Origin of the sequence: Legionella cardiaca, assembly GCF_029026145.1 — a bacterium.
GTDB lineage: Bacteria > Pseudomonadota > Gammaproteobacteria > Legionellales > Legionellaceae > Tatlockia > Tatlockia cardiaca.
This window is the reverse complement of sequence record NZ_CP119078.1, coordinates 786,483-803,308: the sequence shown is the minus strand read 5'-3', so window position 1 is coordinate 803,308 and position 16,826 is coordinate 786,483. Positions and strand designations below refer to the sequence as shown.

Here is a 16,826-nt window from a genome sequence, read left to right as displayed (position 1 = left end):
ACAATATCCTCTCCATTTTAAAAAGTTCACATTTCATGTCTTCTGCTCTTTCAAAACGCCATTTCCCAAGTCTCTTTCCTCACATTAAAAATTATTTTTTTGTTTTCAGTATCTTACTTATTATTCTCTGTACTAATTTACAAAACATTAATGATGCATTTCATCAACGATATTATGTCTATGAACAAGACGCCTATATGCACCTTGTCATTGCATCTGATTTGTTACAGCACAAAATTTGGTACCAACACGTTAATCCTCGACTCAATATCCCTTGGGGGGCAGATACACATAGCTGGACAAATGCCACTACTGCCTTATTAGCTGGTGGGGCTATATTGCTAAATTTCTTTATGCCACTGGACTCAGCGCTCTATTGGTGGGGGTTTTGGTTACCACTGATTTTTCAAGCCCTTGCTGTAGGGGGTATGCTCTGGGTTGTCAATGCATTAAAATCCAGCACCAGCCAACAATTTTTTGTGTTGGGTGCTTTTTTATTTAACCCTTTTTTAAATACTTTTTTTATTCCCTTGCGAGTTGATTATGACTTTTTATTAATTACGCTGGGTATTGTTTATTGGGGTTATTTATTAAGGTTTCTGCAAAGAAATAAGACAAACTTTGCCTTGTATACCGCGCTTATTGCCAGCCTAGGAATATGGACCAGTATTAGTTTTATTTTGCCTCTATTAATTGGCTTAGCTTTTATCTTTTGGCAGGTCTTAAAGCAAAAAATTTCCCCTCAAGCAGTGATAACTCTTCTGAGTAGCTTATGTATTAATATTATTATCATTCTCTTTCTTGAACACCGTCATTTTTTTACGGTAGCTCATGACATCATTTCAGTTGTGCACTTAACTTTTTTTCTTTTGCTTACTTTAAGTTTCATTATTTATACATTTTTGCCAATGCAAAAAATTATTATCAAACTTATTTTTTTCATCATTGCTATGATGGTTATTTTTGCAATAATGAACGTTTTGTTCCCTGGATTTTATAAGGGTCCATACAATCACGTTGATCCCTATTTACTGAAAAATTTTTTCCCCATACTTTCAGAATTTTACTCACCCTTTAGTATTGATCGATCGCTTGCTTTAGCAATAATTTGCTATTTCATAATTGGTGCAGGTTACTGTTACTACCTTTATTTATCCCATACACTTTGCCCTGATAAATTGCTCTTATTATGGGCGGCAACAATATTAACCTTATTAACAGCCTACATGTATCGTTGGGTTGAATTTTCCATGCCGCTTACTATTTTTTTGGTTTCTTTTTTAATAAAAGAGAGCAAGAGCAGCTATCCAGGCATTAAATCTTTACTCATAATTTTATTAATTAGTTTGCCTACCTTAATTTTATTCCTGGCCAAAGATTACTTCTTAAATTCCCAACAAATTTGTCAGCAACAATTTTATCTAATGCTGCGTAATGGATTTTTAAATCAACCTCAATTTAATCAGGATAAGAGCATTTTTGTACACAGTAACTACGGTCCTTTATTAGTTTACGCAACACGTTACTCTATTGTAGCAACCAACGATCATCATAATCCCGAGGGTCTGAAAGATAGTATGAATTTTTTTAGGGAAAAAGAGAGTGATGCAAAACAAATGATATTGCAAAGAAAAATAGATTTAATACTTCTCTGCCCAATAGAACACCCTACCCAATTTAATCCTCATAAGAGCTCCTGGCTAAAACCTATACCTCTTCCAAGCACGTATTCTCAATGGCAACTTTACCGTCGTCGCAATTAAGACTATGATGAGCGTTTGGCAATATACAATGCCCGAGATTTTAGGGGTTTACCCCCTAAAAGATGATCAATAGCTTGACGCATAATAAACTTGGCTATTTTAAGTACATGAACATCATTTAGATGGCCTTCTGCAAGCGCTAAAATATCTTTCCCGGACAATCCCGTATTCGTCGGGAGAAAGCCTTCGTTTGCTATAAATTGGTAGTAGCCATCACTAGCAATATCATTTCCCGAATGAGCCTCAGTAAATGATATTGCTTGACCACATGCCATAAGCAAATGCCACTCAAAACGGCGTAATAGCACTTCGATTGCCAGATTGTCGGTTGTAATTGTTAACTGTTGTAGGGTTTCTACATAAACATCAAAGAGTTCTGTATGAGGATCAAGAGGTCTTAACGTATAATAAAGCAATTCATTGATATACAAACCTGCAAAAAGAGCACTGCTTTTAATATCGAGAGATAATGAGTTGCTTTCAAACTGGCGAGCATAGTACCACTCTTTTCTCATTTCTACGGCTAACCACAAGGGAGTAAAAGCCTGTAGAAGGGCTTGCTTTTTAGGCGTTCGCCCACCTTTACATAAACAATTAACAATACCCTTTTCTCGTGTAAAAAACGTCACATGAACGCTGGTATCACCTGAAAGGCGTTTATGGATAACCCAAGCCTCAAACGATTCAGCCGTCATAGCCCAATTGCTTTAACATACGCTCATCATCAGCCCAACCAGTTTTCACTTTACACCAACATTGCAGAAATACTTTTTTACCTAATAGTTTTTCCATGTCTAATCGAGCGCTGGTTGCCATCTCTTTTAATTTTTGTCCCTTATCACCAATAATAATTCGTTTATGGTTGTCTTTTTCCACAAGAATTAAAGCATGTATACGAATCAAGTTACCTTCGTCTTTAAATGACTCAATTTCTACCGTGGTTGCATAAGGTAACTCTTGGCCACAAAGACGAAAAATTTTTTCACGCAGTAATTCTGCGCATAAAAAACGAATCGGGCGGTCAGTAAACTGATCATCAGCAAATAAATGAGGGCCTTCTGGTAAGTAGGATTTTAATTGTTCTTCAAAATTCTCCACTTGGGTACCTGTTTTGGCAGAAAGTGGAATGATTAAGGAAAAATCATGGAGTTGACTTACTTTTTCTATAAAAGGTAATAATTCTGATTTATCAGTAATTTTATCTACTTTATTAATAAGCAGAATACAGGGAACTTTAGCCTGTTTAATTAAATGCAGAATGTATTCATCTTCATCGGTCCAATGTGTACCATCCACAAGAAAAGCGATTACATCAACGTCACGTAATACAGATTTGGCTGTTTTATTCATCATACGGTTCATGACTTTCTTTGAGCCCTGATGAATACCTGGTGTATCGACATACACATATTGATATTCATCTATTGTTTGTATTCCTAAAATACTATGTCTAGTAGTTTGAGGTTTACGTGAAGTGATACTTAATTTTTGCTGCAAAATACGATTTAGCAACGTTGATTTACCAACGTTAGGTCTTCCTATTAGAGCAATATAACCGCAGTAAGTTGTCATTAACTATAAATCCTGTCTATTTTTAAATCATTTTACCAGCCAGTCTGGTGGATTGCCAGCAACACGGAAAGTGTTTTGACAATTTTGCAGATTAATTTCCCAGAAGTCCACTTGCAATAGTCCTATAAAACCTAGTAGTGTTGTTGAAAGAGTGGGCAACAATTTATTTAGACAATGGCTAAAGTAAGATTAATTGGCGGGCGACTACAAACAGTAATCCCTTTACAAGTTAAACCCCATTCCCATGAAGCAATACCAACACTTACAGGTTCTGCAATTAGTCATCAGGCAGGCACTGTATTATATGGTTATTACAACATGGATTTTAAGCTTCCAAATAATGATTATCTGCGCATTTTTGCCAATCATAACAAAAAAAATGTACAGTTATTATGGCTTACTCATGATGCTAATAAATTAAAATCTTTACCCGGGGCAAGGCCTTCTTCTTTAGTAGCTAATGCAATTAGTCAAATAAATCGCTATTGTATTCGCTCCGATCATTACCCACAACCGCGCACTCAAGCTCAGGAAACCAAGTATAAAATAGCCACCACCTGCATTAGTCGTCTAACGCAATTACTCCCTTTGGAGCGAGAGTTAAGCAGCGATGACTGGTCAACTCAAGAGGCATTACGGGTCAAAGTAATCGCTATACTTGAAGAATGCAGGAGTGATAATTTATTGGTTGCCACAAACCCTATCGTTTCTGAAGGGATGTTAGATACGATAATTTATGATGCTCAACAGACAGCGCAACATTATCAATTTAATCGCCTGCATCCAGTATGTCTGTATGATCAACTCGATTTTAGCCAAGAGAAGGGAGAAAATTTCTTTGTCTGGGATAGTGAATTACATATTGGTCAAGATGAGGAGGCATTAAATGACACTATTCGTGTCATTTGTCAGGCCTATAATCTTGTTCCTCCCTCTTCATTAAGTAATATCGCGGCTAATCGTTTCAAACGTCTGGAATTATTTTTTCGTAAACTCTGGCTTGATGGGCGAGACTGGATAAATCATTTAGCAAATCCTTATGTAGCAAGCCAGGAAACTCAAACTGAAAAACGAACCGATGGCTTATCAATCACTCGTATTAAACCTTATTACCATTTAGACGGTGTTTCTCAAATTGGCTATTCATCGCTAGCAGAGCTAATTGCAGAGATTAATAAGAAGCCTCTTCAATCTTATATTGAAGCTAAATCCATGCAAGAAGCAGCCGATTGGCTAACCTGCCGTCCCAATGGTAGTTGGGCTACATTACCAGATCAGCGTGTCCTTTTGCGCTTAAATGATGAAATGGTCACGATTAATTATTTTGAGGAGGGAGAATTATTCTATCCTCTACCTAGTGGAGAGGATATCTATACTTTAAGCCAGCTCGGGAAAAATCATCTTTATTTGCCTGAGCGAGCGGGTTTACAACTGAAAGCTTTTTTCTCGCGTTTGCCCATTTTCTTTAAAAATTTATTTCATCGTGTAAAACAATTTATTCATGATCTCTATCAAGAATTTGCTAACCACATCCATGCAAGTCATAAACAATTAAAATTAGAAGAACCCACTACAAAAGCAAAGAAACCTCGTCGTTTAAGTTATTTACAAGAAGCGTTATATGCTCACGGATTATTGGAGGATGGACAAACATTAGAGGAATTTATCAAATTCCAGCTTAAGAAAAATCATTATATTATTGTGCGGGAAATGCACTCCCCCAGTCCAGAGCCCTATGAAAATCCTATGCATCGCTTTTTGGGAGTATTACGACATATTGGTGGTTTTTTTGTTGATACGAGTGAGAAACATCCTGTTATTGGCACATTAGCTATGGCAGCCTATGCCTATGGAGCGGGCGCTGTAATAGCTCCTGAAACCCTCACGTCAATTTTAACGAAATTGCATCTTAATGGGCTCATCTACGGCATTAAACCTACTCAAACACTAGCTAAATGGATGAGTCATGGTACCACCTCTGAAGCCATTTCTGCAGCAACCACCTACTGGCAGGGGATAGTTGTAGGGGGTGATCTCGATCAATTTTTTATTAAAGCAATTAGTTTATTCAAAGAAGAGCCTGCGCAAGTTGCCATTATTGTTGCATTGGCAATCAGTTTAGGTTACGGCCTATGTAAATCACTTCCCGCTCTTGAAGAGGAAATGGGACAATTTCCGTATATAAACTATGCAGCCCTGGGAGCTAAAGGAGGCGCTGCAATTTATGACACTGTCATGCATCCAGGAGATGATTGGCTACTCGGCACAATAAAATGGTTTTTACGAGGAGGTTTAACTCTCGCTAAACTAATTGGTGGTCCCTTTATAGAAGCATATTATTATGGATATCAAAATGGATTTATTTCCGGTTTGAAAAAAAGTTATAAGTTATTTATTAGTAGCACTAAACAATTAACTGCAGCATCCGTTGATTTTTTCTTAGCTGTAACCACGATCCCTTTGCTTGAATTAAGTTCTTTATTAATTCATGTACCCTTTCGTGGAATAACCAAACTTCTCAGTAAAACATTAGCGATTTTAGGTAATTGGCAAGTTGTGGGAGGCGTTTTAATTGAATTTGCAAAACGACCTAATAGTTGGGGGTATTTACCCGGTTTTCGTTTATCCCCTCTTTATGGCTTTAGTAGCCCTTTCGGCCATTATACCCAAAATCAGTGGCTGAATGTGGTATTAAATTTGGGGATGCTTCTTCTATGGCCGCCCCTCTTACTTTTTAAAAATTTTATTCTATTACCCGCGATGGATCTCTCATCCTTTTTGATTCGTTTTGTATTAACACTGTTCGATCCCGTAGTTCGTGTATTAGCATTCGGCCTCGGTCATGCCTTAACAACTGGGGGATTTATCTGGGATAACTCTTTAGGCCGCCTATTTCACTTTACTGCTTACGCTATTACTTTCTGCAGTAATAAGCTTGATAATTTTACTGGGCATCTTAAACAACAACTCGTTGCAGAGATACAAATTTGGCGCCGAAATCTTTATCATTGGGCCTTTCCTAAAGAAGAAGAATATGCCTTGCATAAAACCAATACAGATGTCGATTATTGTGTGCAAAATCCTATGAGGATAGAGCGCCTGCCACATCATTCAACCGAATGCATACTTAAAAAATTACTTAGCAATGCTTCATCTAACTCATCTAAATCAGTTTTGGCCGAAAAGACTTCTCATACAAGTTTATTCCACCCCTCTCTCAATAGTATGGATGCTCTTTCAGAGGAGCCCCTTTCAGTTATAGAACCAACTTATTAGCCAACAGCGAGAAGGATGAAAATTCATCGTATTACAGAAATGATTAAAATTTTGCAATATAGGTCCATACCGGAAGAGAAATTAATATCACTCTTTTGATAACTGCACGTCTTACCCATCACAATGAAACTGCTGAGCCATTATTGGTCCCACTTTGCTAGACCTCGATGCTTGTTGAAGGATAATCGGAAGAAGGCTCGTCATCACCAGGTTTGGAGTTTCTGATGCTAGTTAATAATGAGCCCGTGCGGTTGCTGAAAATTCCTTTGATTGCATCAGGATTCGCCTTTATTACTGCGTCAACAAGTTCCTCTACAGAATCATATTCAGTAGATTTTGTGAGTAACATTTTTAATGCTTCAATTTTAGTATTTTTTCTTTCTCTGTGAAAAAATAAGCAACCTCTAGTCTCCGCCTTTAAAATGCTTATTAATTCTTGTATTTGTGTTTTATGATCTTCGCTTATTAATTCCCTTCCTGAATTTTCTTCCAATAAACTACTTGAATCAGATGTTTTTTGTGCTACTAATTGTTTTTTTACTTCTTTCATTGCATTCGAAGATTGAGGAAGTAGTGTTTTTGAGGTCTCATCACTCCTTGAAATTCCCACCATACGTTTTCTATCATCAAGTCCATTAGGTAAGTGTTCCCGTGAGGTAATCTCTAAATCATCCTCATTCGCGTCTTCCTTCGCGGAATCAATCACAACATCTTCTTCCTCTTCAATATCTAAAAATTCAGTGATGGAATCCTCTTCAACATCTAAAAATTCAGTGATGGAATCCTCTTCAACATCTAAAAATTCAGTGATGGAATCCTCTTCAACACCTAAAAATTCAGTGATTGCTGCGAAGGAACTGTTCCGTGATCGCTTTACCGCCGGAAAATACGATGGGTTATCCACGATAAAATCGAGAGCATCAACTAAACTCCATACAGCTTCTTTTTTTCTGTCATAAAAATCTGTTTCTGTTTTCTTAATTTTTTTAAATTCACGCTCTAGTTCATCGGTTAATGGGCCTATATTTTGAATTTCTGAATTCTTTAATGCTTTATGAATATCTTCTAATATTTCCTGAAGAATTTGAAAGGGAGAATCCTCCTCCTCTTCATCAATTCTTCGAGCTGTACTTCTAATAAGTTCTTGAGATAAGCTTGTAGTCGATTCTTTAAGCAACTCAAAAACTGTTCCATTAACTTTCAACCTTTCTAAACTCTTTCTAGAAAGATTTCTCTGCACTGTGTCAGTTAATTTTTCGGCAGTATCAGTTAATTCTTCTGTTTCATCTCTGTTAGACGAAGTAGCAGCTAGAGTATGAGTAACATTATGCTCTACCATGTCATTTAGAGTTTTAAAAACTTTATAGTTTTCTGCCCCCACTATGTCTTTTATTTCCGTTGATGAAAGTTCCAGTTTTTTATCACGAATATAATAAATGGTATTAATAATTCTTCTGAGTTTTAAAAACTTCTCTGTATGAATATCGCCTGTAAGTTGATCAGTTATTTCTTTCGCTTTTTTACCAATCATCTCCGCAACATTCTCTTCTCTGGGATCCAATTTTTGGGTGGTCACCATATGATCAAAAACAATTTGATAAACTATAGAAATGTCGCCGCACGCCCAACCATTCCTTCGTTCTTCTTCATCCTCTCCTTCCCGTTGTATAGGTGTATTATTTATTTGATAACGTATATCTGAGTTATTGGCCATCCAGTCCCTTATTACACGTTCACGCGTATCAGATCCTTCGGCTCCATAAGGCTCTAAACGTATCAATGTATTATCATAAAGGATAAACATATTATAATGCGAGCCGACATAGGACAGTATATTAACTGGTTCTGTTTTTGAACTAGGCAATAAGCGATTAAAAGGGTCTAACGGTGATTCGCCGCCCTTCAAGGAATTCATATATGCAGGCGAAAATGAAGTATAATATGCATCTCCTGAATACGAAAAACATCTCATTATCGCTGATAGGGTCCTATCATCACGGAATGAGTTATCCGTTTTAGACTCGACATATCTTTTTAATTCTTTTAACTCAGCCTTACTCGCCATGACTATCTCATTACAAAATCCAACTCAAACATGAAAACAATTATAACATTTAGCTCTTTTTATTTCCATAAAATATCAAATTTACACTATAGAAACATGTAAATAGAACACATAGTAATTTTACCAATTTACCCCTAAAATTTTATAAATTGCCCCCAAATGGCTAGGAATTTGTTTATCGTGAGAAAATAGCGAAGCAACTAAATGACATTATTTTCTTGGAAGAAAGTTTAACGAAATCGGGGCTGAGGCAACAATAAAAAAATCTTGCTTTAAAATAATCCAAAAACAATAATTGTAGCCAGTATGAATAACTTATGACAGATCAAGAAAAAATCAGGATCTTAAATCGCTCAATGTTGTTTTTCTAAGCAATTAGCTAAAAGAGTGCGATTACACCATGGTGGGGATCCTTGCCTGTCTTCAAATATAGATGATAACTTACAACATTAAAATTGCTCAAAAAACTACTATAGAGAAAGTACAAGGAGAGTTATCGCAAAGAATAGAAGTTCACTCACCCGTTAATGAGGATATGAGCAACCTATCAATAAAGCAATTTTCCTCTACAGTGGAATTTCCGAGGATATCTCTAAATAAAGGATTTTCCCTTATAGAACTAATGCTAACCTTTCTTTTGATAGGTATTTTTGTCTGCAGCACTTACCCAAGTTATATGCATCATATTCTTAAGGCCAGACGTTACGATGGGCAATTAGCATTGCTTGACCTGGCAAACCACCTTGAACATTTTCATGCTGAGCAACATACTTATGAAACAGCCACTATGGGTACAGGAAAATTTACGGATATCAAAAGTAACGATTTATCCCCAGAAAAATGGTATCGCTTAAAAATAGTAATGCAAACCGTAGATTCTTTTACTCTATATGCGATCCCACTAAATTCACAAATAAAAGATAAATGCCAAACCTTAACCCTTGATAAGACAGGTATTAAAGGAATTTTAGCTGATGCCCAAGGTACATCATCACTTACAGCTGATGATTGTTGGTATTAATTTCACGCATTGAGGCATATTTTAGCTCTTTTGAAAGCCATTTTGACTATTGTATAGCCAGTTGAATAGTGTATAATTAAAGGTATTGAATTACCTGAGGATTCACCCCATGGCTAACAGTACGAAAGGTACCCCTGATCCAACCATTCCTAAAACCAGTTCCTATGAAAGTATAATGAAGCAAGGGGCCCCCCTCAGTAAACGAAAAGAAACGATTGAATCGCTTCAATTAACTACAAAAGATAAAAAATCCATCACCTTGACCTCCACTCAATTAGAGAAATGGTTTGCGAATCTCCAAGTCAAAGAAATGCAACAAAGCAAAAGAGAAAAGGAACTACGCCATCCGTTGGATATTCCAGAACTTGCTTCCACCTATCTTAGCCATTACGGACTTAGGACATCACGAGATGTCATTACTTTTTTAAAAACCCCAGCTGGACGCGAAGTTCAAAGCATGATTATCAACGAATTGGCTGAAATGGCAGCAATTAACGATGCCATTCATCAACAACAACTAGATAGTGAAATAAGAAGACAGCGTGCATTAGCCGCTCTTCTTTTAGGTTTGCTTTATAAAAAGGAAGCACAAGCCAAAGACAGAAATATAGAATTGCAAAAAGAGATCGATAAGAAATTGCATAGTACCACCTCCACTACGGATAACTACGCTGAAAGTCAAAAAAGAGCTGCAGCCAATGCTCAAGCCTATAACGCTTATCAAGCGTCTATTGATGCAATGGAGAAAAAATTAAAAGAAAAAATTCAGGAGTCTGAGGACCTTGAAGCAGAAATGGATTTACTTGAAGAAGAAGAACTCATGCTTGCGAGTCGTTATGAGCATCTGGAAGATAACCTCGCTTCACTTGATCATTTTGGCATTCTCTTAAATACGCTTTCCATGAATCCTGAAGAACGTCAGCAAACATTAGATAATTTGCAAGCACAGATTGACCAGTTAAGGGAGCAATCTGCACATGAAGGTACGGCAGAACCCAGATCATTGAGTACGATGTTAATTACACTTTCTCTTTTGCAAAAGCAAATTGAATCTCCTGAATCTACTCTGAAATTTATGGAAGACAGGCTTACAGAACTACAAACAACTTTAAAAGAACAAGCCAAACGCATTAGTAGCTCCGTTGTAAAAAGTAAAGATACAGGAGTCATGAGAGAGCGCATGGAAGAATTACATGAACATCATGGTCTTCATGTCCAATCTGAAGGCTTAAAAGACATTATTAGTGTCATGAAAGGGGAGAAAACACTATGGGGCTTCAATGGCCTGCCTGTCACCTCCTTTACAGACGCCGCGTTTATTCTTTCTAGAGGACGCTCCATTGTATTCGACAATGAAACCAACAAATATTATTTATTGGAGTCAGATCAATCACCCGAGAATTTCCGCTCTATGAGTCTTCAAGCGAAAGCCATGGCGGCAGAAAATTATGAACGCTCCAGACCAGACATTGCCAGCTTAAAAGTATTGGTACGTGATAATAGAACGGTTGAAGAGAGTAGCTGCATGAACAGAAGACTAGAGCTTTCTGTACGCAGTGAAACCATGCAGAAAGAAATTTTGCTGATTACCAATCAACTTACACGACTTCAAAGCGACCAAGCTAATTTATTAACTTTGATGAAGCAATCAAACCAGGATATTCCTTCTAGCACTGTTACGACTTCTTTATCAACGCCTACATTGAAACCAACAATGAGTCCAAATAATAAAGCCTCCCAATCTACAGGCAGTAGCTATGCTCAGGGCTGTAAACATCTGCTCCTTTTGATGAAAACCAATCCCACTCGCGAATCAATAGAGCGCTTAAGAGAATTATTTAAGGGACCTGACGGTAAACTTTCGCCAGCATTAGATTCTATGCTTAGAGAGATTAAATATGGTCGTCCAATACCAGAACAAACTATGCGCAATTTACTTCAGAACTTGAACCGTTTTGGTGTATCTGCAAACAAGCGCAATGTAACGAGCACTCCCGATCAGCTTGAAACGAGACAATCACCAGAATCAACTGCTCCAGTGCCTTATTTCGCGCGAATTACGCCAAAACCCTACTCTTAATACTTGCTAAGCAGCCGCAACTCTTCTAACATGGACAGAATGTTGCGGCTCCTAGTGAAAAAATCATGATGACTGACAAATTGTTTGATAATCAATCAATTATTGTAACTTTAGATGTTGATGCTTTTTTATTTGACAGACTCAAGCAAGTTGCCAGTGCCGGTTTTGCTATTGTCGAAATTAATAGTAGTGAACAGGAAATTTTGAAAAAAGTACTACAGGATTTTCCTTCATTACGTATTGGCTCAGGAAATATTACTAACACGCAACAACTAGAAGATAGTTATCAGGCAGGTGTTCATTTCACTTCCAGTCCTGGTTTTTTACCTGCGATCGCTCAAACCGCAGCAATTTACTCCATGAACTATCTCCCAGGCATAGCAACCATTTCTGAAGCAATGCAAGTCATGGCTTTAGGCTACCATCAAGCAAGACCCTACCCTGCAAATCTGGCTTTTTGTGCTTCTTTGAACAAATGCTTACCTATGCTACGTTTATTTCCAGCAGAAATTGAGTGGGATGAGGCGGAACACTATCTAAGTCTACCGGCAGTTGCGGCAGTTAGTATTATCAATCCTGAAAGCAAACAATTATACGCTTTATCGACTGGGGCTTTTGCATAAGTCCACTAATAGGAAAAAAGCGCCAATACAGATCGCACTGTCAGCTAAATTAAAAACTGGCCAATGATGATTTTTATAGTAAACATCAATAAAATCGATCACGTGGCCAAAGGCAGCTCTGTCGTATAAATTTCCTACTGCCCCACCGAGTATAAGACTTACAGCAAACGATTGAAGCTTGGCTTTTAAAGGCAGGCGAATTAGCCAGATAATCAAAGCTAAACTCATTACTATACTGAAACCCGCAAAAAACCAGCGATGCCAACCACCGGTCCCACTAAGAAAACTAAATGCAGCTCCCGAGTTGTAAGCTAGCGTGAAATTAATCATGGGTACTAATGCCTCGGGCTGATAAGGAGTAAAATTCGTAGCAGCCCAATACTTAGACCATTGATCAGCAACAACAACTGCAATGCTTAATAAAAACCAAGGCCATTTTTTCATGCGAAATGTCTCACTTCATCCCGACCACTAATATTATCCACACATCGTTGACATAACTCTGGATGAGTTATGTCGGCTCCGACATCTTCTCGTCGATGCCAACAACGGTCACACTTTTCATGCTCACTGGGATGTACAACAATAGCTACCCCTAATTCTTCATTGAGCGTAAGTTTATCTGTAGAAGAAGCCATTGGCTTTACTGTGGCAGCGGAAGTTATTAATACAAATCTTAACTCATCACCCAGCTTATTCAGTAAAGAATACGCCTTATCATTTGCATAAATTGTTACCTCAGCCGCTAAAGCTGAACCAATGATGCCTTCTTTACGTTGTGCTTCCAGTGCCTTATTCACTTCATTACGAATAATTTGCAATTGCTCCCAGAATGCAATATCCACATCAGTGATAGTTGGCCATTCATCGTACCATTGCTCTACAAAAACAGATTCACTTGTTTGACCAGGGATTACTTGCCAAATTTCCTCTGCAGTAAAAGATAGAATAGGAGCAAGCCATCGCGTCAGCGCATGTATGATATGAAACATTGCTGTCTGACAAGAGCGTCTGGCTACACTATTTTTAGCGGTAGTGTATTGTCTGTCTTTGATTACATCCAGATAAAAACTACCCATATCAACAGCACAGAAATTATGTATTTTTTGATAAATCACATGAAAATTATAATTTTTATAGGCTTCTATAATTTCTTTTTGTAGTTGTTGAGAACGTTTGATCGCCCAACGATCCAATTCAACAAGTTCATTAACAGGAATACAATGTTCTTCAGGAACAAAATCAAATAAATTTGCTAATAAAAATCGCGATGTATTACGAATACGTCGATAAGCATCAGCATTTCGTTTAATAATTTCCTCAGAAATACTGACCTCATGGCGGTAATCTGTTGAAGAAACCCACAGACGTAAAATGTCTGCGCCATGCTGATTAATTAATTTATCCAAAGCAACATAATTACCTTTGGATTTAGATAGTTTTCGACCCTCAGCATCGACAGTATAACCATGTGTTAAAACGCTCTTATATGGCGCATGACCATAGATGGCAACAGCAGTGGTCAATGAAGAATTAAACCAACCCCGATGTTGATCTGAACCTTCAAAATAAACATCAGCTGGCAAGCCAAGCTCTGTGTTTTGTTTTAAAACGCAATAATGTGAAACACCAGAGTCGAACCAAACATCAAGGGTATCAGTTATCTTCTCGTAGTGCTCAGCATCGGCTCCTAAAAATTCTTCAGCATTCAATTCAAACCATGCATCAATTCCTTGTTTCTCCACACTTGTTGCAATTTTCTCAATTAATGCGACTGAGTCTGGATGTAACTCTCGAGTAGTTTTATGAACAAATAAAGTCATTGGCGTACCCCAGGCGCGCTGACGAGAGATACACCAATCGGGTCTACTTTCAACCATATTAGCAATACGCGCTTTACCCCATTCTGGTACCCAATTAACCTCATCAATAACGGCAGCAATTGCACTGCGTAGGCCATTTTTATCCATGGAAATGAACCATTGAGGCGTTGCAAGAAAAATCATTGGTGTCTTATGACGCCAGCAGTGAGGATAGCTATGACGAATCGACTCATTATGAAGAAGTACTTGTCGCTCGTTAAGAACCTCAATAATCTTATCATTTACCTTTAATACCGAAAGACCAGCAAATAAAGGTACCTTTTCGTTATAACAACCGTTCGTCATGACAGGATTAATCAATGGCAGGTTATATGCCAGGCCCACAGGATAATCTTCTGGACCATGCGCGGGAGCCGTATGTACGCAACCAGTACCTGCGTCCGTTGTTACGTGATCACCTAAAACAATAGGAACTTGTCTTTCATAAAAAGGATGTTGTAAAGGAATTCTCTCAAATGCCTTTCCCTTTGCCTGGCCAGCAATTTTATAATCCTCTATCCCATAGCGAGTCATCACTGACGCCGCTAATTCAGCAGCAACTAGAAAATAATGTTTGCCAGTATCTAATAATACATATTCCAATTCAGGATGCAGACAAACTGCTTCGTTAGCGGGTAAAGTCCAAGGAGTTGTAGTCCAAATAGGAACAATTACCGTCTTAACAGGCAGAGTCGCTGATATAGCCGATACGATACTTTGAGACTCTACTGCAAAAAAGGCCACATCAATCGAGGGTGATGTTTTATCTTCATAGTCCACTTCCGCTTCCGCCAGAGCAGAACCGCACTCAATACACCAATGAACTGGTTTAAAGCCTTGCTGTAGATGCCCGTTCTCAATAACTTTACCCAGCGCACGAATAATATTGGCTTCATAAGAATAATTCATCGTCGCGTAGGGATGCTCCCAATCACCAAATACCCCTAAACGCTTGAATTCATCACGTTGAATATCAATTTGGCTGGCAGCATATTCACGACATTTTAAGCGAAATTCGCTAGGGGTAACTTTCACACCAGCTTTACCTATTTTCTTTTCTACATTCAATTCAATAGGTAAACCATGGCAATCCCAACCAGGAACGAAAAGTGTGTCAAAACCACTTAAACATTTTGATTTATTAATGATATCTTTCAAAATTTTGTTAAGCGCATGTCCACAATGCAAATGTCCATTCGCATAGGGAGGGCCATCATGAAGAATAAAGCGCTCTTGCCCCTGGCGAGCTTGTCTAATTTTTTTATAGATACCTTTAGATTCCCAATTAGCTAACATCTGAGGTTCGCGCTGTGCCAGGTTAGCTTTCATTGGAAATGTTGTATCTGGTAAATTTAAGGTATCTTTATACTCTGCCATTGCGTCTACTCTACTAAAAACGTTAAGTTTGAATTAGGGCCAGCGCGAAATCGTGCTTTAGCCATATCAACATCGTCATGGATTTGTTTTATCAAAGCATCCACTGAAGAAAATTTAATCTCATCTCGCAATTTGTGCAAGAAAAACACTTGTAACATTTCACCATACAGATTCTCATCAAAATCAAACAGATGAACTTCAAGAATATTTTTAGTTCCGTCTACAGTAGGTCTACTTCCTAAGTTAGCCACTCCAGAAAGCCAGACATCTTTTCTCTTAATCTGTACGCAAAATACTCCTCTTAACGGCAATGAAAGTTTATGCATGCTTAAATTAGCCGTAGGTATTCCCCATTGCCTGCCACGTCCATCGCCTTTAGTCACTCGACCACAAAGGCTATAGGTTCTTCCTAATAATCGGGAAGCTTGCACAAGATCACCTTTTGCCAAAGCCTCTCTTACCTTGGTTGAACTTACACGTTGGCTATCCAAAGAGACATCGGGAAACGTTTCAACAAGACAATCTATATCTTTACCTATCTCTCGAATTAGATGAACATCTCCTTTTCGTTGTTGGCCAAAACGGAAATCTTCACCTACTAGCAAATACTTTATTTGCAACAGTGAAAAGAAATAATGCCTTGCAAAATCTTGCGCTGTCATTAAAGCGAGTTCTTTATTAAATTTCAGACAACAAACATAATCAACATTACAGCGCTTGAGTACATCTATTTTTTCGCGCAAGCTTGTTAGCCTTGCAGGAGCTTGTTGTCTATAAAAAAACTCACCAGGCTGAGGTTCAAACAACAAAACAACTAAAGGTAATCGCATTTTATCTGCTTGAATACGCAGCTTTTTCAATAAAGCCTGGTGCCCTCGGTGCACACCATCAAAATTGCCAATCGTTGCAACCGTGCCCTGGGAAAAATCAGGGATGTTTTCTAATCCACGCAGCAGCTTCATGCTTATTCATAATAAAATGAAAAGATTATACCGAGTTTACGGGCAAATGCGAAATTAATCTAACTTTAGCCAAGGTGTCGATTCTGTACTTTTTTAATTTTATACCAATTTTATTGTCCTGTTTATATAGTGCTATTCTATGCAGACGGGAATCTATTCATTCTATTAATTCTCTTCTTTGTTTGGAAGATTCCCTTGCGCGAGAATGATATGAATTTAGAGCAG

Annotated in this window: 11 protein-coding genes; 5 read left to right on the top strand and 6 right to left on the bottom strand. The window is 37.9% G+C overall.

The genetic code is table 11. The annotated features are described in order from the left end of the window. Nucleotides 1-35 precede the first annotated feature (35 nt). On the top strand, nt 36-1,763 hold the full coding sequence (locus PXX05_RS03510; RefSeq protein ID WP_275089674.1) for a hypothetical protein: 1,728 nt from the start codon (nt 36-38) through the stop codon (nt 1,761-1,763). A 2-nt stretch (nt 1,764-1,765) separates the two neighbouring features. Here PXX05_RS03510 and recO read toward each other — a convergent pair whose 3' ends face one another. Both recO and era read right to left on the bottom strand, forming a co-directional pair. Further along, on the bottom strand, nt 1,766-2,458 hold the full coding sequence (gene recO, locus PXX05_RS03505) for a DNA repair protein RecO (RefSeq protein ID WP_275089673.1): 693 nt from the start codon (nt 2,456-2,458) through the stop codon (nt 1,766-1,768). Beyond that, nucleotides 2,448-3,335, bottom strand: coding sequence for a GTPase Era (era, locus tag PXX05_RS03500; protein WP_275089672.1), 888 nt, complete (start codon nt 3,333-3,335; stop codon nt 2,448-2,450). Before era ends, recO begins: the two co-directional genes overlap by 11 nt. Nucleotides 3,336-3,509: 174 nt before the next feature. On the opposite strand from era, the gene PXX05_RS03495 reads away from it, so the two are divergent. Further along, a complete protein-coding gene (locus PXX05_RS03495) occupies nt 3,510-6,611 on the top strand; it encodes a hypothetical protein (RefSeq protein WP_275089671.1) in 3,102 nt (1,033 codons plus the stop codon). A 157-nt stretch (nt 6,612-6,768) separates the two neighbouring features. Here PXX05_RS03495 and PXX05_RS03490 read toward each other — a convergent pair whose 3' ends face one another. Beyond that, nucleotides 6,769-8,676 carry a hypothetical protein gene (locus PXX05_RS03490; RefSeq protein WP_275089670.1) on the bottom strand — a complete coding sequence of 636 codons (1,908 nt, stop codon included), beginning with the start codon at nt 8,674-8,676 and terminating at the stop codon, nt 6,769-6,771. A 622-nt stretch (nt 8,677-9,298) separates the two neighbouring features. Here PXX05_RS03490 and PXX05_RS03485 point away from each other — a divergent pair. From PXX05_RS03485 to PXX05_RS03475, 3 genes are all read left to right on the top strand, one after another. After that, complete coding sequence (locus PXX05_RS03485; protein WP_275089669.1) at nt 9,299-9,697, top strand: type IV pilin protein; 399 nt, start codon at nt 9,299-9,301, stop codon at nt 9,695-9,697. Nucleotides 9,698-9,806: 109 nt separating this feature from the next. After that, on the top strand, nt 9,807-11,777 hold the full coding sequence (locus tag PXX05_RS03480) for a hypothetical protein (protein WP_275089668.1): 1,971 nt from the start codon (nt 9,807-9,809) through the stop codon (nt 11,775-11,777). A gap of 65 nt (nt 11,778-11,842) precedes the next feature. Further along, entirely contained in the window at nt 11,843-12,400 is a 558-nt protein-coding gene (locus tag PXX05_RS03475; protein WP_275089667.1) for a bifunctional 4-hydroxy-2-oxoglutarate aldolase/2-dehydro-3-deoxy-phosphogluconate aldolase, read from the top strand. Here PXX05_RS03475 and lspA read toward each other — a convergent pair. From lspA to ribF, 3 genes are read right to left on the bottom strand one after another with little or no spacing between them, the layout of a single operon-like run. Next, nucleotides 12,377-12,844, bottom strand: a complete 468-nt coding sequence (gene lspA / locus PXX05_RS03470) for a signal peptidase II (RefSeq protein ID WP_275089666.1) — start codon at nt 12,842-12,844, stop codon at nt 12,377-12,379. The two genes, PXX05_RS03475 and lspA, sit on opposite strands and share 24 nt — an antisense overlap. After that, the gene (gene ileS, locus PXX05_RS03465) at nt 12,841-15,639 is read right to left on the bottom strand and encodes an isoleucine--tRNA ligase (RefSeq protein ID WP_275089665.1); all 2,799 of its coding nucleotides are present in this window, start codon (nt 15,637-15,639) and stop codon (nt 12,841-12,843) included. The genes lspA and ileS overlap by 4 nt, the downstream gene beginning before the upstream one ends. A 5-nt stretch (nt 15,640-15,644) precedes the next feature. Continuing rightward, nucleotides 15,645-16,601 carry a bifunctional riboflavin kinase/FAD synthetase gene (gene ribF / locus PXX05_RS03460; protein ID WP_275089664.1) on the bottom strand — a complete coding sequence of 319 codons (957 nt, stop codon included), beginning with the start codon at nt 16,599-16,601 and terminating at the stop codon, nt 15,645-15,647. Between the last annotated feature and the right edge of the window lie 225 nt (nt 16,602-16,826).